The 18930-nt window shown below is 68.5% G+C and carries 18 protein-coding genes; 5 read left to right on the forward strand and 13 right to left on the reverse strand.

Annotated features, from left to right (window positions below; all coding sequences use genetic code 11):
- Positions 1-132: 132 nt before the first annotated feature.
- A complete protein-coding gene (gene flhA, locus AC5JCN_RS00580; protein ID WP_495753719.1) occupies positions 133-2235 on the forward strand; it encodes a flagellar biosynthesis protein FlhA in 2103 nt (700 codons plus the stop codon).
- Positions 2236-2411: 176 nt separating this feature from the next.
- Here flhA and AC5JCN_RS00585 read toward each other — a convergent pair whose 3' ends face one another.
- Positions 2412-3242 carry a class I SAM-dependent methyltransferase gene (locus AC5JCN_RS00585; protein WP_495753058.1) on the reverse strand — a complete coding sequence of 277 codons (831 nt, stop codon included), beginning with the start codon at positions 3240-3242 and terminating at the stop codon, positions 2412-2414.
- A 7-nt stretch (positions 3243-3249) separates the two neighbouring features.
- Positions 3250-4197, reverse strand: coding sequence for a lysylphosphatidylglycerol synthase transmembrane domain-containing protein (locus tag AC5JCN_RS00590; RefSeq protein WP_495753059.1), 948 nt, complete (start codon positions 4195-4197; stop codon positions 3250-3252).
- Between the two features lie 98 nt (positions 4198-4295).
- Here AC5JCN_RS00590 and AC5JCN_RS00595 point away from each other — a divergent pair, with 98 nt between their 5' ends.
- Positions 4296-4985 carry a GNAT family N-acetyltransferase gene (locus tag AC5JCN_RS00595; protein ID WP_495753060.1) on the forward strand — a complete coding sequence of 230 codons (690 nt, stop codon included), beginning with the start codon at positions 4296-4298 and terminating at the stop codon, positions 4983-4985.
- A 44-nt stretch (positions 4986-5029) separates the two neighbouring features.
- Here the strand turns inward: AC5JCN_RS00595 and fliJ are convergent, their stop codons facing one another.
- Both fliJ and fliI read right to left on the reverse strand, forming a co-directional pair.
- Positions 5030-5449 carry a flagellar export protein FliJ gene (gene fliJ / locus AC5JCN_RS00600; protein ID WP_495753061.1) on the reverse strand — a complete coding sequence of 140 codons (420 nt, stop codon included), beginning with the start codon at positions 5447-5449 and terminating at the stop codon, positions 5030-5032.
- A gap of 62 nt (positions 5450-5511) precedes the next feature.
- Positions 5512-6849, reverse strand: a complete 1338-nt coding sequence (fliI, locus tag AC5JCN_RS00605) for a flagellar protein export ATPase FliI (RefSeq protein ID WP_495753062.1) — start codon at positions 6847-6849, stop codon at positions 5512-5514.
- Positions 6850-7212: 363 nt separating this feature from the next.
- On the opposite strand from fliI, the gene ctrA reads away from it, so the two are divergent.
- Positions 7213-7914: a response regulator transcription factor CtrA gene (ctrA, locus tag AC5JCN_RS00610; protein WP_495753063.1), complete on the forward strand. Its 702-nt coding sequence runs from the start codon at positions 7213-7215 to the stop codon at positions 7912-7914.
- A gap of 174 nt (positions 7915-8088) precedes the next feature.
- Here the strand turns inward: ctrA and flbD are convergent, their stop codons facing one another.
- The 8 genes from flbD to AC5JCN_RS00650 all read right to left on the reverse strand — a co-directional run bounded on the left by flbD (position 8089) and on the right by AC5JCN_RS00650 (position 16311).
- Entirely contained in the window at positions 8089-9450 is a 1362-nt protein-coding gene (flbD, locus tag AC5JCN_RS00615) for a sigma-54-dependent transcriptional regulator FlbD (protein ID WP_495753064.1), read from the reverse strand.
- A 16-nt stretch (positions 9451-9466) separates the two neighbouring features.
- Positions 9467-9835 (reverse strand): flagellar motor switch protein FliN, encoded by a 369-nt coding sequence (gene fliN, locus AC5JCN_RS00620; protein WP_495753065.1) that lies wholly within the window; start codon positions 9833-9835, stop codon positions 9467-9469.
- A gap of 4 nt (positions 9836-9839) precedes the next feature.
- A complete protein-coding gene (locus tag AC5JCN_RS00625; RefSeq protein ID WP_495753066.1) occupies positions 9840-10475 on the reverse strand; it encodes a FliH/SctL family protein in 636 nt (211 codons plus the stop codon).
- A 1-nt stretch (position 10476) separates the two neighbouring features.
- Entirely contained in the window at positions 10477-11487 is a 1011-nt protein-coding gene (locus AC5JCN_RS00630; RefSeq protein ID WP_495753067.1) for a flagellar motor switch protein FliG, read from the reverse strand.
- Between the two features lie 20 nt (positions 11488-11507).
- Entirely contained in the window at positions 11508-13181 is a 1674-nt protein-coding gene (gene fliF / locus AC5JCN_RS00635; protein WP_495753068.1) for a flagellar basal-body MS-ring/collar protein FliF, read from the reverse strand.
- A 260-nt stretch (positions 13182-13441) separates the two neighbouring features.
- Complete coding sequence (gene sciP / locus AC5JCN_RS00640) at positions 13442-13717, reverse strand: CtrA inhibitor SciP (protein ID WP_482753050.1); 276 nt, start codon at positions 13715-13717, stop codon at positions 13442-13444.
- 114 nt (positions 13718-13831) lie between these two features.
- Positions 13832-14506, reverse strand: a complete 675-nt coding sequence (locus tag AC5JCN_RS00645; RefSeq protein ID WP_495753069.1) for a flagellar hook capping FlgD N-terminal domain-containing protein — start codon at positions 14504-14506, stop codon at positions 13832-13834.
- 14 nt (positions 14507-14520) lie between these two features.
- A complete protein-coding gene (locus AC5JCN_RS00650; protein ID WP_495753070.1) occupies positions 14521-16311 on the reverse strand; it encodes a flagellar hook-length control protein FliK in 1791 nt (596 codons plus the stop codon).
- Between the two features lie 265 nt (positions 16312-16576).
- Between AC5JCN_RS00650 and mnmA the strand changes: the two genes are divergently transcribed.
- Together mnmA and AC5JCN_RS00660 are read left to right on the forward strand one after the other, a co-directional pair.
- Positions 16577-17761, forward strand: a complete 1185-nt coding sequence (gene mnmA, locus AC5JCN_RS00655) for a tRNA 2-thiouridine(34) synthase MnmA (RefSeq protein WP_495753720.1) — start codon at positions 16577-16579, stop codon at positions 17759-17761.
- Between the two features lie 2 nt (positions 17762-17763).
- Entirely contained in the window at positions 17764-18462 is a 699-nt protein-coding gene (locus AC5JCN_RS00660) for a class I SAM-dependent methyltransferase (protein ID WP_495753071.1), read from the forward strand.
- A gap of 4 nt (positions 18463-18466) precedes the next feature.
- Here AC5JCN_RS00660 and AC5JCN_RS00665 read toward each other — a convergent pair whose 3' ends face one another.
- Complete coding sequence (locus AC5JCN_RS00665) at positions 18467-18886, reverse strand: DUF2721 domain-containing protein (protein ID WP_495753072.1); 420 nt, start codon at positions 18884-18886, stop codon at positions 18467-18469.
- Positions 18887-18930: the final 44 nt, after the last annotated feature.

Consider the following 18930-nt stretch of genomic DNA (forward strand, 5'->3'; position numbering starts at 1 on the left):
CTTAACCCGCCGCTAACCATGAGCCCGGCAGAAATTGCCGGGGTGGCGCATTGCGCCGCATGGAACGCGTCCGGCATGAGCGACATCACCACCGCGCAGACAGGGGCCGTGGGGACGGGCGCAGCCGAGCGCATGGCTGGCATCGGTGGCGGCCTGAGCGGCGGCCTGGGCGGTCTCGCGCGCACGCTGCGCCGTCCCGACATCGCACTCGCCATCGGCGTGCTCGGCATCCTGGTGGTGCTGCTCGTCCCGCTGCCGCCGTTCCTGCTGGACCTCTTCCTCGCGGTCTCGATCATCTTCTCCGTCCTCATCCTGATGACGGCGCTGTTCATCGAGGAGCCGCTCGAGTTTTCCGCCTTCCCCACGGTGCTGCTCATCGCAACGATGCTGCGCCTGGCGCTGAACCTCGCCTCGACCCGCCTCATCCTGTCGGAGGGGCATACGGGGACTGGCGCCGCCGGCCACGTCATCGAGGCCTTCGGCCAATTCATGATGGGCGGCAACTACGTCATCGGCCTCGTCGTCTTCGGCATCCTGCTGGTGGTGAACTTTGTCGTTATCACCAAGGGCTCGGGCCGTATCGCCGAGGTGGCGGCGAGGTTCACCCTCGACGCCATGCCGGGCAAGCAGATGGCGATCGACGCCGATCTCTCCGCCGGCCTGATCGACGAGGCCACGGCCCGCAAGCGCCGCAAGGACCTGGAGGACGAGTCCAGCTTCTTCGGCGCCATGGACGGCGCGTCGAAATTCGTGCGCGGCGACGCCATCGCGGGGTTGCTGATCACATTCATCAACGTGGTGGCCGGCATCATCATCGGCGTCGCCCAGCACGGTGTCAGCTTCTCCACCGCGGCGCAGACCTACACGCTGCTCACCGTCGGCGACGGCCTCGTCTCGCAGATCCCGGCGCTGATCGTCTCGACCGCGGCCGGCCTGCTCGTGTCGAAGGCCGGTGTCTCCGGTTCCGCGGCGAAGGCCCTGTCCAAGCAGCTTGCCAACATGCCGAAGGCGCTCGGCATGTCAGCTGCCGTGATGGCGCTCATCGCGCTCCTGCCAGGCATTCCGATGCTGCCCTTCCTGGGCCTGGCCATCGGTGCCGCGCTGCTGGCGCGCCATACCTCCCGTCTGCAGACGAAGGTGATCGACGACGCCGCGACGGCGGCCCGCACCTCGGCCGAGACGACGGAGGCGGCACGCGAGGAAAAGATGAGCGACGTCCTGAAGATGGACGAGCTCAAGATCGAGATCGGCTACGCGCTGCTGCCTCTGGTCAACAGTCCCGATGGCAGCGACCGCCTGACCGAGCAGATCAAGGCGCTGCGGCGCACGCTCGCCACCGAGATGGGCTTCGTGATGCCCTCGGTGCGCATCCTCGACAACGTGCAGCTGGAGGCCAACAACTACGTCATCAAGGTCAAGGAAGTGGATGCAGGGCAGGGGCAGGTGTTCCCCGGCCAGTTCATGGCCATCGACCCGATGGGCGGCATGATCCAGCTGCCGGGCCAGCACACGATCGAGCCGACCTTCGGCCTGCCCGCCACCTGGGTGGACGCCTCGCTGCGCGACGAGGCGCAGGTGCGCGGCTACACCGTGGTCGACGCAGCGACCGTGATCTCGACCCACCTCACCGAGATCCTGAAGGCGAATGTCGGCGAGCTGCTCTCCTACGTGGAGCTGCAAAAGCTGATCAAGGAACTGCCCAAGGAGCACGCCGACCTCGTCAAGGACCTCGTGCCCTCCCAGGTCCCGATGACCGGCGTGCAGCGCGTCCTGCAGCTGCTGCTGGCCGAGCGGGTCTCGATCCGCGACCTCGGCACCATCCTCGAAGGCATCGCCGACGCCGTGAACTCCACCCGCAACGCTCGCGAGATCGTCGAGATCGTCCGCCAGCGCATCTCCCGCCAGATTTGTGCGCAATACACGGCGCCGAACGGCCAGCTGCCCATCATCACGCTGTCTCCGACCTGGGAGACCGTTTTCGCTGAATCGATCATCGGCAGTGGCGACGAGCGCCACCTTGCCATGCAGCCCTCGCGCCTGGCCGAGTTCGTCAACCTCGTCCGCGACCGCTTCGAGGATGCCGCCCGCGCCGGCGAGATACCCGTCCTGGTCACCTCCGCCCAGGTCCGCCCGTTCGCCCGCTCCATCATCGAGCGCTTCCGCCGCGAGACGCCGGTGCTGTCCCAGGCGGAGATCCACCCGAGGGTGCGGCTGAAGACGGTGGGGAGCCTGTAGGGGCCGTTGGCCTCCGATTGAGAGCGCGCGTCATCCCGTGCACGCCATAAGCGGAAAGCTGCGACGCAGATCCGGCATCCAGGACCGTTACGGACAGTGATCCTGGATCCCGGCTCTCCGCTGCGCTTCGGCTGGGATGACACAGCTTGATGGCATCGGACGCCCGCTGACCCTCCTCAGGAAACTTTCCTGAGCCAGAGGCTCGTCTCCAGCGCGCCGGGGACGAGCGGGATGCGGCCCGCGGGTCCAGCGTTGACGCGGTTCGTCATGCGCGTCGCCGCCCAGTGGCTGGCGAAGAGGATTTCGAAGCCGCCGCCCAGCAGGAGGGCGCCGGCGACGGTCTGCTCGTTGTAGCCGCGCCACTCCCATTCCGGGGGGTAGGGGTCGGGCAGCAGGATGTCGTGGATGTGGACGAGGACGCCGGCCTTCAGCCGGGGCAGGACGTCCAGAACCAGGCGGTCGACGTCGGTGCCGGGCATGGCGACATGGCTGGAATCGATGAAGAGGATGTCGCCCGCGTCGAGCTCCGCGAACAGGGGAAGGTCGGCCTCGCTCATCACGCGCGGGACATGCGTGACACCGAGTGTCGAGATGACGGCGCGCGGCGCCGGGTCGATGCACGTGATGCGCGTCGGCAGGCCGCGATCCGTGACGGCCCTGGCCATGAAGCGGGTCGAGTGGCCCGAACCAACCTCCACGATGCGCGAGGGCGCCCGCGTTGCGACGATGGCATAGGCGGCGGCGGCGTCGAGGCGGGGGAACCAGTCCTGGTCGAAGCGGGCCGGGAGGCCCTGTCCGGCGGCGATCGTTTCGAGTGCACCGGCACAACCATCGATGGCGGCCAGGACCTCCTCCATCGCCGGCCTTGCCGCCTCGAAGAGCGGCTCCAGCGCGGGGTAGGCGGCGGGCCGTACCGTGCCGGCATAACGATAGGGGATGAAGAAGCCGCGCCTGGCGGCGCCTGTCAGCGTGGCGAGGCCGAAGCGCAGGCGGCGCAGCGCCTTCACGGGGCGATCAGGCTTCGGGAGTGGCTTCGCCCCGGCGGGCGAGGCGGGAGCGCTCGAACACCACCACGACGAAACAGGCGAAGACGAGAGGGATCAGCAAATAGAGCAGCCGGAACACCAGGAGCGCGGCCACCACGTCGGCGCGCGGCACGTCGGGCATCGCCTTGACGAAGACGTATTCCAGCACCCCCAGCCCGCCCGGCGCATGCGACAGCAGGGCTGCCGAAAACGACAGCAGGAAGATGCCGAGCACGATCCAGAAGCCCGGGTTCCCCTGCTCGGGCAGGGCGAAATAGATGATGGCCGCCGCGCCAAGAAGCTCCAGCGGCGCGGCGAAGAGCTGCCGGAACACCACCGGCAGGCGCGGGTAGTAGATGTGGAACGAGCCGATGGTGAGGGGCCGGAAGTTCAGCCAGGATCCCAGCACGTAGAGGCTCACCAGCGCGAGCATGGCAACGCCTGCCAGCCGGGCCCAGAGCACCGGGATGTCGAAGAGGCGCTGCATCAGCTCGGGTTCGCCGACCAGGATCAGGCCGAGCAGCAGCACCGTTCCGAGCCCGAAGGTGAAGGAGCACAGCGCGACGAGGACGCCGATCTCGGCCGCGCTCAGTCCCTTCGTGCTGTAGGCCCGGTAGCGCACCATGGCGCCGGAAAAGACCGAGGCACCGATGTTGTGGGAGAGGGCGTAGGTGGTGAACGAGACCATCGAGATGAAGGTCCACGACAGCTTGCGCCCGAGATGCAGCAGGGCAATGCGGTCGTACCAGGCGAGCGCGCCATAGGCGACGAGCGTACCGGCGACGGCCATCACCCAGCGGTGCAGGGGTATGGCCGCAAGGGCGGCGACCACGTCGGCCGCCGAAAGGCCCCGGAGTTCCTTCCACAGCAGCCAGCCGGAAAACGCCACCGCCGCGAGGCCGATCACCGGCCAGACGTAGTCCATGATCTTCTTCATGTGAGGCGGCAGGGTCCGGGGAGGTCGTCAGGGAGCCCGGCATCACTGCACCAGCCGGGCCGGGACCGCAAGCCCGGGACGGCTCCGGACGCTACCGCATGGCGCGCCTGACCGAAACGCGCCACCATCGACCAGCCGCGACCGTTCTCGCCTCCGGAGACCCGATGTTCTACTCGCTCGACCGCCAGCCCCTTCAGGATGGCTATACCCCCGTTCCGCCCGGCAAGATCGTGACCGTGGTGACGGAGCTCGAGATGCTGGATCGCCCGGCCCGCCTGCGTGAGGCCCCGGCGGGTTGGAGCGTTACACAGGTCTCCGGCGCGGGCCTCGATCGCTATCTGGCCGTGTACCGGGCGATCGGGGAGAAATGGATGTGGTTCTCGCGTCTTGCGATCCCGCGCGAGCGGCTGGCCGCGGCCCTTGACGACCCGGCGCGCGAGGCTTGGATAGCAGCACGGGACGGGCGGGACATGGGCCTGTTCGAGCTCGATCGCAGCCGTGAGGCCGATGGCGAGGTCGAGGTCGCGATGTTCGGGCTCGTCGCGGACGCGACGGGGCAGGGGGCTGGCGGCTGGCTGATGGGCGAGGCGATCCGTCGCGGCTTCGGCTCGGGCGTGCGCCGCTTCTGGCTGCACACCTGCGACCTCGATGATCCCAGGGCGCTCGGGTTCTATCGCCACTGCGGCTTTCGCCCCTGTGGACGCTCCGTCGAGGTGGCCGACGATCCGCGCCTCACCGGCGCGGTGCCGCGGGGCACGCGCCCGGACATCCCGGTCATCGAAGCCTAGAATTTGCGAGCGCCGCCGTCATCTCGAAGCGGAGCCTGTACGGATCAGGCGCGGGCGAAGCTCGACCGCATGCTGAGCGCCACCCGGTCGAGTTCGGCCTGGTCGCGCACTGCCTCGGTGGCGCGGTCACGCGCATGCTCGCGGTCGTCGAGGATCTCGAATTTCTTCAGTTCCTCGAATGCCTCCTCGAGCTCGCCGCGGGCGTCGTTGAGCTGGGCGCGGAGGTCGTCCGCCGAGCGCACGAGGTTCTCCTTGCGCTGCATGGCGGCACGGGCATAGGTCGGGTAGGCGAAGTGCGCCTTGTCCGAGATGCCGGCCCGCTGCTCCTCCAACTGGATCTCTCGGTCGAGTTCGGTCGCCATCCGCTCGAAATCGGCGATCATCATTTCGATCTGCGCCACACGACGCCGCTTCTCGTCGACCTGGAAGCGCTTCAGACGCAGAATCGTATCGCGCGACTTCATGGGCCTACTCACACCTGCTCGTCCGGTCTAGCGACCGGAGGGACGTTGGGCGGAGGGCCTGATCATGGGGAGGCCAGGATCTCCGCGAGACGGTGATAACCATGACCGATTGAGGTTGACTCTTCCTTACCTTGACGGAGGAAGTCCTCGAGTACCGGATGAAGCGTGATCGCCTCGTCCACTTCGGCCGACGATCCGGCCCTGTAGGCGCCCAGCCGGATCAGTTCCTCCATGTCGGAATAGGTGGCCATCACCTGCTTGGCGCGCTGCACCACCGGCCAGTACTCCGGGTCGCAGGAACGCGGCATGGTGCGCGACACCGACTTCAGGACGTTCACCGCCGGGTAGCGGCCGCGCTCCGCGATGGCGCGCTCCATCACGATGTGGCCGTCCAGGATGCCGCGCACCGCGTCCGCGACGGGCTCGTTGTGGTCGTCGCCGTCGACGAGCACGGTGAAGACCCCGGTGATGGCGCCGTCGCCCGTGCCGGGTCCTGCGCGCTCCAGCAGGCGGGGCAGTTCCGTGAAAACGGTGGGCGTGTAACCCTTGGTGGTCGGCGGCTCGCCGGCCGCCAGCCCAATCTCGCGCTGGGCCATGGCGAAGCGGGTGACGCTGTCCATCATGCACAGCACCTGCGAACCCTGGTCGCGGAAATATTCCGAGAGCGCCAAAGTGAGATAGGCCGCCTGCCGGCGCATGAGGGCGGGTTCGTCGGAGGTCGCGACGACGACGATGGACCGTGCGAGGCCCTCGGCGCCGAGATCCTCCTGCAGGAACTCCTGAACCTCGCGGCCGCGCTCGCCGACGAGGCCGATCACGGCGACGTCGCTCGCGGCGTTGCGGGCCATCATCGACAGCAGAACCGACTTGCCGACGCCCGAGCCGGCGAAGATGCCGACGCGCTGGCCCCGGCAGCAGGTTACGAACGTGTTGAGGACGCGCACGCCGAGGTCCATGGGCTCGCCGACGCGGCGGCGTGCATGGGCCGGCGGCGGGTCGTTGCGGAAGGCGACGAGGTCGGGGCCGACGGGCAGGGGGCCGAGCCCGTCCACGGGCTCGCCCAGCGCGTTGACGACGCGGCCGAGCCAGCCGCGGGTCGGACGGACACCGCCCGGCGCGGATTGCACGACAGCCTTGCAACCCCTGCGCAGCCCCTCGACGACACCGAACGGCATGACCAGGGCGCGTTCACCCGAGAAACCCACCACTTCGCAGCGCACCGAGCGCTGCGGCGTCACCTCGATGTCGATGATGCCGCCGACATGCATGGCCCAGAGCGGTCCGGCCACCTCGATCATGAGGCCGCGCACGCTGGCCACGCGGCCCCATACGGCGGTGTCTTCGATGGAGCCGACCTCCGTTCGAAGCCCGAGGATTCGCGTCAGGGTTGTGTCGTTCATATTTCTGCACCCAGCGTAACCATTTCTTTACCCGGTCGGTTAACACTGCACCAGCCGTCACGTCTGCTCGTGGACCTGATCCCTGAACGGGGCAAGCTGCGAGTCGGGAGAGTCGGTTAGGTTTGTTTCTTCACTCGAAACATGAGCTGGTGAGTCCGCTGAAAATCGTTCTGCGAGAAGAGATTACGGCGATTCGCAAAGAATCTACCCATCCTCTCTTGCGAAGCAGAATCAGGTTTTGTTAACCAGTGTGGGCTAGCTTGCGAGTCGGAGTGAATAGGGCAGCCGCGGGGGTGTCCCGAGGCCTCAGCCGGGTCGTCCCGGCGGATGTCGAGGACGATAGGGCGAGCGTGGAGACCTGAAATGCGCGTATTGCTCATTGAAGATGACAGCGCAACCGCGCAGAGCATCGAGCTCATGCTGAAGTCCGAGAACTTCAACGTCTATACGACGGATCTCGGAGAGGAAGGCATCGATCTCGGGAAGCTGTACGATTACGACATCATTCTTCTCGACCTGAACCTCCCCGACATGTCCGGGTACGAGGTGCTGCGCAGCCTGCGCGTGGCGAAGGTCAAGACACCGATCCTGATCCTCTCCGGCCTCGCCGGGATCGAGGACAAGGTGCGGGGCCTCGGCTTCGGAGCCGACGACTACCTGACCAAGCCGTTCCACAAGGACGAGCTGGTCGCCCGCATCCACGCCATCGTGCGCCGCTCGAAGGGTCACGCCCAGTCGGTGATCACCACCGGCGACCTGGTCGTGAACCTCGACCAGAAGACCGTCGAGGTCGGTGGCCAGCGCGTGCATCTGACGGGCAAGGAGTACCAGATGCTGGAGCTCCTCAGCCTGCGCAAGGGCACCACGCTGACCAAGGAAATGTTCCTGAACCATCTCTACGGCGGAATGGACGAGCCGGAGCTGAAGATCATCGACGTCTTCATCTGCAAGCTCCGCAAGAAGCTCGCCAACGCCTCGCAGGGCAAGAACTACATCGAGACCGTATGGGGCCGCGGCTACGTGCTGCGCGAGCCCAACGACGGCGAGGAACGCATCCCCGCCTGAACGGACAGGTCCCGAGCAACACGACAAGAGCCCCGCGCGAAGCGGGGCTTTTTTGTTGGCGGTATCGAGGCCGCAGCTTGTAGGTGAGCGGGCGCCTGCATTCGGAGCGCGGGTCTTCAGACCCGCAGTTCTGAGCCCATCAGCGCGGCTGAAGACGCGCGGGTCCTCCCTGAACTACAGCCCCACCACGCGCGCCTCGCCGGGCGGCGGGATGGGCACGCCCTCGGCGGAATACTCGTTCAGCTTGTTGCGCAGCGTCCGGATCGAGATGCCGAGGATCTTGGCGGCGTGCGTACGGTTGCCGAGGCAATGGTCAAGGGTGTCGAGGATCAGCTCGCGCTCGACCTCAGCCACAGTGCGCCCGACGAGGGCCCGCGTCGTGGCCTCGGCGGTTTCCGCGGCTCGGCGCGCCTCGTCGCGGGACATGCCACTGAGGGCGTCGCCCTCCGGCGTCATCAGGGCCTCCGTGCCGATCTCGTCGCCGCTGGCGAGAAGGACGGCGCGGTGCATTGTGTTCTCCAGTTCGCGGACATTGCCCCGCCACGGATTGGCGAGCAGCGCGCGGCGGGCGTCGGCGGAAATCGGCCGCATCGGCAGCCCGTTGGCGTCTGCGTATTTGCGCGCGAAGTGGCCCGCCAGCTCCAGGATGTCCTGCGTGCGCTCCCGCAAGGGCGGGATCTTCAGGTGGACGACGTTCAGGCGGTACAGCAGGTCCTCGCGGAATGTGCCGTTGCGGACCTCGTCGGCGAGGTTGCGATTGGACGTCGCGATGATGCGCAGATCCACCGGCACCGGCTTGCCGCCGCCGACGCGGTCGATCACCCGCTCCTGCAGCGCCCGCAGCAGCTTGGCCTGCAGGCGGATGTCCATCTCGGAAATCTCGTCGAGCAGCAGAGTGCCGCCGGAGGCTTCCTCGAACTTGCCGATGCGCCGGGCCACCGCGCCGGTGAACGCTCCCTTCTCGTGGCCGAAGAGTTCCGATTCCAGCAGATTGTCGGGGATCGCCGCGCAGTTCACCGAGACGAAGGGCTTGTCCCTGCGGTTCGACTTCTGGTGCACGAAGCGGGCGACCACCTCCTTGCCGCTGCCGCTCTCGCCGGTAACGAGGATGGAGGCTTCGGATCGGGCGATCTGCTCGGCCAGCCGCACAACGCGTGCCATGGCCTCGTCGCGGAACACGAAGGCGCGGCTGTCGCGCGAGACCGCCTCGATGACGGCGGCGATCAGTTCGGGATCCGGGGGGAGGGGGATATATTCGCGGGCTCCGGCCCGGATGGCCGCGACCGGCGCGCCGGCATCGCTGCCGGTGCCGCAGGCGACGACCGGCGTGCGGATGCGCTCGGCTTCCAGCGCCTCGACGAGGTCCTTCACCGAAAGCGCCACGTCGATCATGACGAGGTCGGCGCCCTTGCTGCGCATCACGGCAAGCGCCTGCTCGACGCTCTCGGCGTTGACCACGCTGGCGCCGCGATCCACCGCCATCTTGGTGGCGAGGATGAGCTGGCCCCTCATTGTGCCGACGATCAACAGGCGCATGGTTCAGTCTCCCGTGTCAGCGGTCGGCCTTGATGATTTCGGTCATGGTCACGCCCAGGCGGTCCTCGACGAGAACCACCTCGCCGCGGGCAACGAGACGGTCGTTCACGAAGATGTCGATCGCTTCGCCGACGCGCCGGTCGAGCTCGAGCACGGCGCCGGGGGCAAGGCGCAGCAAGTCGCCGATCTCCATCCGTGTGCGGCCGAGGACGGCCGACACGTTCACGGGCACGTCGAACACGTGCTCGAGGTCCTGCGCCACCTTGCCGGCTGGGGCCTCGCTGCCGGCCACCGCGCGGCTACCGTCGTCGGAGAAGCCGAGGTCGAGGTCGGAGGCGCCACCGCCCTTCAGGTTGGGGAGCGGTATGTCGTCGGGGCCGGCCATCGTCTCAATCCCTTCCTGTCAGCCCGCCCGCAGGCGGGCCGATATGGCGCGCGATCGCCTCGCTCACCTGGCGATCGAGCGCGCGGGCGTCACGGGCAAGTCCCCCGTCCGCCCATTCCAGCTGGAAGTCCCCCACCGCCATGTCGGGCTCGCCGAGGATGACGAGGCGTCCCTCGAAGCCGCGCTCATGGGCTTGCCGGTCCAGGACAGCCTTAACGCGATCGACCAGGTCGGACGGGACGCGCGCCACGAGGTGCGGCGCGGCGGAGAGCTGCCGGAAGCACTCTGCGGCGGCTGCTTCCAGCGCCGCCAGGGGCTCCCTCGCGACGGCCTCGCCGGCGAGCTTGCGGGCGAAGGCCATGGCAAGCTCTGCCGCCTCGGTCTCGAAGTGCGCGCGCTCCCCGTCGAGCCTCGCGAGGATCTCCGCCGACTGTGCCGCCAGCGCCTCGATCGCGACCGCCATGCGCATCGCGGCTTCGTCCTCGGTATCCCGCCGGCCCTCGATCAGGCCGCGGGCAAAGCCCTCCTCCTCGGCCTGCTTCAGCCGTTCGAGGTCGGCCGAGCGTCGTCCGAACGAGGTGGTCCGGCGGTCGGACGTGAATTCTTCGTCGAAGGCGAACTTCGTGGCCTTGATGGTCATTTCAGTACACCAGATCGTCTTCGAGCTTGCCGTGCGGGATGGCGATCAGCCCATCCTTGTCGAGAGCCTTGGCAATTTTGACAACGGCCCCCTGTGCCTCGTCCACTTCGCGCAGGCGCAACGGTCCAAGCGAGGTCATTTCTTCCTCCAGAAGCCGCTGCTGCTTGCTGGCCATTCGCGACGTGAAGCGCCGCCGCACCGCCTCCGGTGATCCCTTGAGGGCCTTGGCCAGCACGGTGCGGTCGGTGCGCGAGATGACGAGCTGAATGGCGCCGGCATCCAGCCTGACCAGGTCGTCGAACGTGAAGAGCAGCGCCTTGATCTTCTCCGCGGCCGGAGTGTTCACCCGCCCGAGATCCGTCAGCAGCGCCGCCTCCACGCTGCGGTCGAGCTGGTTGACGATGTCCACCACCTTCCCGAACGCGTCCAGCGGCGTCTCGCGCAGCGCGTTCGTGACGAACTCCTGCCTCAGCGTGTCCTCGATCCGCTCCATCACGGGGCGGGCGACGTTGCTGGCCGTGAGCATGCGGTCGAGCAGTTCCGCCGACTGCTGGCGTGGCAGCAGACCGAGGACCTTGGCGGCCTGCTGCGAGGAGAGCCTGCCGAGGATCAGCGCGGAGGTCTGCGGCAGCTCCGACTTCAGGTAGTTGGCCACCACCGACTCGTGCAGCTGCGAGAGCCTCTGCCACGTGCTGCGGTCGGACTTGGTGCCGATCTCCTCCATGATCTGCGACACCCGCTGCTCCGGCAGCAGGCGCGACAGCAGCATGCGGGTGTTCTCCATGTCGCCCGTGACCGAGCCGGCGCCCATCTTGCCGGCAAAGTCGACGATCAGGGTTTCCACCTGCTCCGAGTCGACCACGCCGAGATGCGCCATGGCCGAGGAGATCGTCCTGACCTCCTCGTCGTCCAGCCGCTCCCATACCTCCTTGCCGTGCTCTTCCCCCAAAGCCAGCAGCACGATGGCTGCGCGCTCGGGTCCGCTGAACCGTCGCTGTACGCTCGGCGGCATCGATCTCTCCGTTCTGGAAATCACGATCCTTCATGGATCCACTGCCTTAGAATGGTGACGGTGCCGGCGGTGTTCTCCTTGACCATCGAGCCGATGCGCTCGATCGACTTGGCCTGCACCTGCCCGTTGACGCGGGCGATGTCCATCATCCGTCCCGTCGCCGATTCGTCGGCGAGCGCGGCGGCGATGTGGGGCGGGAGCGCGCCGTTGTTGGGGGCTGCTGCAGCGGCATCGCTGCCCCCGGATTGGTCGCCCCCGCCTGCGGCGGCGCGCGCCGCGGCGGCGATGTTCGGGGCGAAGGGGGCGAGAATGGTCTTCACCAGCGGGCGGACGACGACCAGCGTCACGACGAGCGTCATGAGGGCGAGCACGAAGAGCTCGATGCCCTTCATCACGTCGTCCTTGGTCGGCGTGAACATGGCGAGGAAGCCGGACGATGCAGCCGAGCCGTCGACCGCGGTGGGCAGCTCGGCGAAACGGAGGTTCACAACCTCCACCTGGTCTCCGCGCTTCTGGTCGTAGCCCATGGCGGAGCGGACGAGCGCTCCGATGCGGTCGAGTTCCTCCTGCTGGCGCGGCGTGTAGGTGGGCGGGTTGGTGCCATCCTGCTGATAGACGCCGTCGACGAGCACGGCGACGGACACGCGCTTCAGGCGGCCGCCGTCCATCATCTCGGTCTTGGTCGTCTTGGTCATCTCGTAGTTGACGGTCTCCTCGGTCTTGTTGGAGGCATCCTTCTGGACGGGGGAGTTGTTCTGGCCCGTGCCGGGAGCGCCCGGCAGTTCGTTGCCGACGCTGACGCTGTCGCCCTTGCTGTCGGTCGTCTGCGCACTCTCGTTGCGGGTCTGGGTGGAGCGCACGACCCGGCTTTCGGGATCGAAGGATTCCGTCGTCTGCTGGATCCGGTTGTGGTCGAACTCGGCCGAGACCTCGACCCGCGTGCGGCCCTCGCCGACGACGCTGGCGACGATCTCCTCGATGCGGCCTTTCAGGCGGCGCTCGAAGCCGACCTGCTTCTCGTCCAGCTGAAGGGCAAGGGGGTTGTCGCCTTCCCCGCCATTGGCCAGCAGCCTGCCGCGCTCGTCGACGATGGAGATGTTCTCCGGCTTCAGCCCTTCCACGGCCGAGGCGACGAGATGGCGAATGGCGCTGACCTGCTGTTGGTCCAGGTCGCCCGTCACCTTCAGCGCGATGGAGGCGCGGGCCTGCTGACGATCGCGCTCGAAGAGCTTGCGCTCGGGCATCACCAGGTGCACCCGGGCGTTCTGCACCTTGGAGATCGAGCGGATGGTGCGCGACAGCTCGCCCTCGAGCGCCCGAAGTGCGTTCACGCCCTGCACGAAGCTCGTGGCCGAGAAGGCGTCGCCCTTGTCGAAGATCTCGTAGCCGACGCTGCCGCCGCTCGGAATGCCCTTGGACGCGAGTTCCATCCGCAGCCGGGGAATGTCGGCCTTCGGCACGGCGATGGCCCTGCCTTCCGCCCGAAGCTCGTAGGCGACGCCGCGCGTATCGAGTTCCTTGGCGATCGCCGTTGCGTCCTCGGGCTGCAGGTCCGTGTACATGACGCCGTAATTGGGCTGCGACGCCCGCATGATCATGAAGGCGAAGAACCCCACCAGGGCCAGAGTCACGGCGCCCATCGCCGCGATGCGGCCGGGTCCGAGCCTGGTCAGGAAGTCGGTGACGCCGTTCAACGCGGTCCCCATGCCCTGCGCGCCGCTGCCGAGGGGCAGTGACGGACGCGGCAAAATTTGCCCGGTACAGGGTTAGCGAACGGTTAAAGTCCGGTCCGGGCAGCGGATTTCGTTGCAATCCGATGCCACAGGTTGCGCCTTTTCGGGTTCACACCCGCTCTCGCGCGTCATTCGCATTGGCCGGATCCCGTTAGCCATGCCGAAACGCGAACGCCGGCCCAGGGGGCCGGCGCCGCAAAACTTTCGGGGGCGGAGGACCGTCAGTGACGGTACTGCTGGATCCGCGTGGTGCGCAGGCCGGCAAGGCCGTGCTGGTCGATCGAGGCCTGCCAGGACAGGAACTCCTCGACGGTCAGAGTGTAGCGGCTGCAGGCCTCTTCGAGGCTTAGAAGCCCGCCACGGACCGCTGCAACCACCTCGGCCTTCCGCCGGATGACCCAGCGCCGGGTATTGGATGGCGGCAGGTCGGCGATCGTCAAAGGACTGCCGTCCGGGCCGATCACGTATTTCACCCTCGGTCGATAGGGTTCGGTCATTGTACGCTCACACACACTCGACTGACCAAAATCACGGTGAACGATAGGGCGGTTCCGCTTAAGAATTGCCTAAGCGAATCGCCGAATTTCTCATTCCCGCCATCTCGGGTTGTGTCAGGCTGCAGAGCGGCGGACGGACTTTACCTTGTCCATCGGAACCGAGATGTCGCCGATCTTCAGCACCGTGCCGGCATCCGTGATGTCCACCGCGTCCACGAGGCCGTTGATCATGGTGGAGACGTTGACGCCCTTGCCGCTGATGTCGGTTGCCGTCACGCCGATTGTGTAGGTGCCCGATGCGGCCTTCGCGCCGGCGGTCGTGCGCCCATCCCATGTGAAGGTCTGGTCACCCGCCGTCAGGCTGCGCTGCTCGGTCCAGACCGTCTCGCCCGAACTGTTCTTCACCGTGACGGTCGCGGTGGACGCGCGCGGGGCGTTGAGGTTCCAGGTGCCCGACGTCCCGTTGAACGGCGCTGCGGCGCCGTCGGCCGTCACCGTCATGCCGACGAAGTTCGCGGCCGCCGAGGCGTTGGCCGCCTTGGTCGCGCTGAGCAGGTCGCCGAGCGTGGTGTTGGACTTGATGAGCTGTTCGACCGAGGCGAACTGCACCAGCTGCGAGGTGAACTGGTTGGTGTCCATCGGGTCGAGCGGGTTCTGGTTCTTCAGCTGCGTCGTGAGCAGCAGCAGGAACTGGTCGAAATTGTTGGCGATCGACTTACTGTCGCTCACGGTTTTCGACTGCGAGGTCGCGGTGCTCGCCGACGAGCCGGTGCCGGAGACGGTGGCCATGGCTGCTGCTCCTCTCAGATCCGGATGTCGAGGCCACCCGGCCCCGCCTGAACGCGGCGGATCGCCGCCATCAAATCCTCGGGCGGTTCAATCTTCGTTGCCGCGTTCGGGACATTCGTCTGCTGCTGCCGCCGCTCTTCGCCGCCGGACCATGCCTGCTGCTGGCCGGCGCCGTTATTGAGCGTGAACTGCAGGCTGCCTTCGGAGGTCTTCAGGCCGGCCTGGTCGAAGGCCCGCTCCAGGGTGCGGGAATCGCGCTGCAGCATGGCGAGCGTCTCGACCTTGTCGACGACGAGCTGAGCGGTGACCTTGCCGTCGTCGTCGACGCCGATGCGCACGTCCACACGCCCGAGATCCTCGGGATGCAGGCGCACGGTGAACTGCTGCGCCCCCTCGAGGACGCGCATGCCGATCTCGATCGGAACGGCCTGCACCGGCACGGCCGGCGTCTGCGCAGCCGGCTGGCCGCCAGGTGCAGGAAGCTGCGATGCCGCCTGCGTGTCGCGGTGGAGCCCGGCAGCGTGCATCGGGCCCTGCCCGGCGGAGGCCGGGTCGAGGCTGAAAGTGGTGATCTGGAGCTCGCGCTGAACGCCGAGGGGGGACGATGCCTTGTCGCTGCCCGGGACCTCGCCGGCAGCCTTTGTCTCACCGGCCCGGCCGGTGCGAGCCGCGCCATCCTTGCCGGCTTCGGTGTCCCCCTTAGGGGGCTCTGCGGCCGTGGCGCCAGCTGTCGCGACGTCCGTGGCAGGCGCTGCCGGCGGAGCGGGTTGCGGGGCGGTGAGGGCCCCGGCCTGAGCCGCCGTCGGCGGCGTGCCCGGCTCGCCCTTGCCCGCTCCGCCGGGCAGCCGCATGTCGGGGAGCACGGCCCCGTCCCTGGCGGACGCGTCCTTCTGCTGCGCCTTTCCGGCCTCAAATCCTCCTTGGGCCGGCGCCGGTGAATCCGTCCCATTGCTCTCGTCTGCCGCGTCAGATGAGGAAACGACGGGCTGGTCGGGGCTCTGCTGGCGGGCGGCGCCGGTCCGGGGCGACGAAGAAAAGCTCCCTCTTGCGCCTGCCGTGCCGGCCACAGCGAGTGCGGCGACATCATCCTGCGCGGCGGTCTGCGCTGCCGGCTGGGTCTCCACCGGCTGCGCCGGAACGGGCTGCAGCAAGGCCACTGCCGCCGGCGCAGGTGCCGTCGCGACAGGCGGAGCGGGCTCCGCCGGCACGGCATCGCCGAGGGCGGCCATGAGGGCTGCCAGCGCGGGGTCGGCCGAAGGCGAGGCAGCATCCTGCTCGTCCTTGCCGGTCTTACCCGCCTCCTTGGCGCCATTCGCTTCAGCCGGGGTCACCGCGTTCACCTCGGTTCCCTCGGGAGGAGCGGTGGGCAGCGTGTCCGGCGCTGGCGCCGATATCGACCTGTCGGCCGGGCGGACCGTCAGATCCTGGTCATCGTCGCCGTCATGCTGCTGCCGGGCTGCGTCGTTCCGGCCGGTGCGGGCCTGGCGGGAAGGCGGGGAGGGCCTGTCGGCCTGCGCCGCCCTGTTGGCCCCAGCGTCACTGCGATCCGGTTCCCGGACCGGCTGCCTCGTCTCATCGCTTGTGTCGGCGCGAGCCGCGCGGTCGGGCCGCTGGCGCTCCACGTCGCGGGGCCCTGCCTGTCGGCTGACCGGACGCGAAGGCTCCCGGACACGATCCTGCGCGCTCGCGGCCTCGTCGAGGCGGGCGCCGAACTCGTCCCGCCGGCCCGTGCCGCGAGCCTGTGACGGGCGCAGGGAGGCCTCGGGAAGCGGGACGGTGGTGCTATTCTGGACTGCGGACGCCATGGTGCTCACTCTCTCGGGCCTTCCGGCTGCAAGCACCGCGCCAGCACCAAACGTCGCCTCTTTCCCTTGATTTTCCTCGCTTTCCGCCCATCTCTCTGCAGCGGGGGAGAGGTGGGAATCTGCCGTGAGCGGCAGAATCTGCCCGGTCCGGGCCGAGAGCGCGGGCAGGCACCGCGGTGCCGGTGGCACGTCCGGCCGCATCGGAGTAAAGAGGAAGACCCCGGTGATCGACACTGTCCCCCGCGTGACATCCAGGCGTACGACCATGACGAACAGCCTCGACCTTCCTGGACGGCCGCAGGACCACCGCGTGGTCGTTGCGATGTCGGGCGGCGTCGACAGCTCCGTGGTCGCCGCGCTGCTGGCGCGCGAGGGCTTCGACGTGGTCGGCGTCACCCTGCAGCTCTACGATCACGGAGCGGCCGTGCACCGGGCCGGATCCTGCTGCGCGGGCCAGGACATCCACGACGCCCGCCGCGTGGCCGAGGCGCTCGCCATCCCGCACTACGTGCTGGACTACGAAACGCGCTTCCGCGACGCGGTGATCGAGCGCTTCGTCGACAGCTATCTGTCCGGCGAGACGCCGGTGCCGTGCATCGAGTGCAACCGGCAAATCAAGTTCCGCGACCTGCTCGACACCGCCCGCGAGCTCGGCGCCTCGGCGCTGGCCACCGGGCACTACGTCGTCAGCCGTCCCGCCCCCGGTGGCGGACGGGCGCTCTACCGCGCGCATGATGCCGAGCGCGACCAGAGCTATTTCCTCTACGCCACCACCCCCGAGCAGCTCGACCTGCTGCGCTTTCCGCTGGGCGGGATGCCGAAGAGCGAGGTGCGTTCCATCGCCCGCGACCTCGGCCTGGCGGTGGCCGACAAGCACGACAGCCAGGACATCTGCTTCGTGCCCAGCGGCCGCTACGCCGAGGTGATCGAGCGGCTGAAGCCCGATGCGGCGCGGCCGGGAGACATCGTGCACGTCGACGGGCGCGTGCTCGGCCGCCACCCCGGCGTGCTGCACTACACGGTGGGCCAGCGACGCGGGCTCGGCCTGTCCACGGGAGAACCGCTCTACGTGGTGCGGCTCGACGCGCAGGGCGCACGCGTGATGGTGGGGCCGCGCGAGGCACTGGCGACGCAGAGGGTGCAGTTGCGCGACCTCAACTGGCTCGGCGACGCGCCGCTCTCGACCCTGCCCGCCGAAGGCGTCGAGGTGGCCGTGCGCGTGCGCTCGACGCGGCCGCCGCAGCCCGCCCTGCTGCGCCTTGCAGCTGGCGAGGCCGAGGTGGAACTGCTGACCGGAGAATACGGCGTTTCGCCCGGGCAGGCCTGCGTGCTCTACGCCGATGCGGGACCGGGCGCGCGGGTGCTCGGCGGCGGGTCCATCGTGGCCGGGACCGGGCGAGCCGAACTCGCGGCGCAGGGCGGCAGCGTGGCCCTCGCCGTCGGATCCTGACCATGCCCGAGACCCTCGACAACCAGGCCGTCGTGCGGGCCTATGAGCGCTGGGCGCCGGTCTACGACCTCGTCTTTACCGCAGCGCTGGCGCCGGGCCGTGCGGCGGGCGTGCAGGCGGCCGAGCGGGCGGCGCGCCGCATCGGCGGAGCCGTCCTCGACGTGGGCGTGGGCACCGGCCTCGAGCTGCCACGCTTCAGCCATTCCGTTCCCGTCGTGGGCGTCGATCTCTCCGAACCCATGCTGCAGCGTGCCGCCGAGCGCGTGGCGCGCGAGCGCCTGACCGGCGTGCAGGGGCTCGCGGTGATGGACGCGCAGCATCTGGCCTTCGCCGACGGGGCCTTTGCGGCGGCGCTGGCGCCTTATGTGATGACGGTCGTTCCCGATCCGTGGGCGACGCTGGACGAGCTTGCCCGCGTGACGAGGCCCGGCGGCGAGATCGTGCTGGTGAACCACATCGGCGCGGAGGAGGGACCCCGGGCCGCGGTCGAGGCCTGGATGGGCCGGCGTGCCGAGCGGCTGGGCTGGCGCCCTGAATTCCCGTGGTCGATCATCGGCGACTGGTCCGATGCGAGCCCCTGCGTGCGCCTGGTGGAGCGGCGCAGCCTGGCACCCTTCTCGCTCTTCACGCTGGTGCGGCTGGCACGTCTCGACGGCCTGTATCGCCCCGCGTCACGCCCGGCGCCCGTGAGGGCGCAGTAAGGCCTCAGCCCTCACCGGGAGGAACCAGCCGGTCGACCTCGGCGAGGCCCACCCGCACCTCGCGGTAGAACTCGACCAGCGCCGCCGCGACGAAGCCGTTGGCGGCGAGGAACAGCAGCGCCGCGCCGTAAATGTGGTCGAAGTGGAAGAACGCGCCGGTGAAGGCCAGCGCTAGCAGCAGGGCCGTGCACATGCCCGACGCGAGCGCCAGGTTGATCGCCCTGTGCAGCCGGCGGGCGCGCCTGCGCAAGGCATGGCGGCTCGCCTTGTCCGGCGCCTTGTTGTCCTCCAGCGCCGCCATGACCCCGTTGAGGCGCGACGTGAGGATGGACACCAGCCCCGTGACCGCGCCCAGAAAGAAGGCCGGCGACGCCGCCTGGGTGAAGACCGAGGCCAGGCGTGCGGAATCGAGAGGAAGGTCCACCAGCGTCTTGCCCCGTTCGCGCGGCCCCGACCGCGCACATCTTG

It is taken from the genome of Alsobacter sp. (assembly GCF_059501845.1).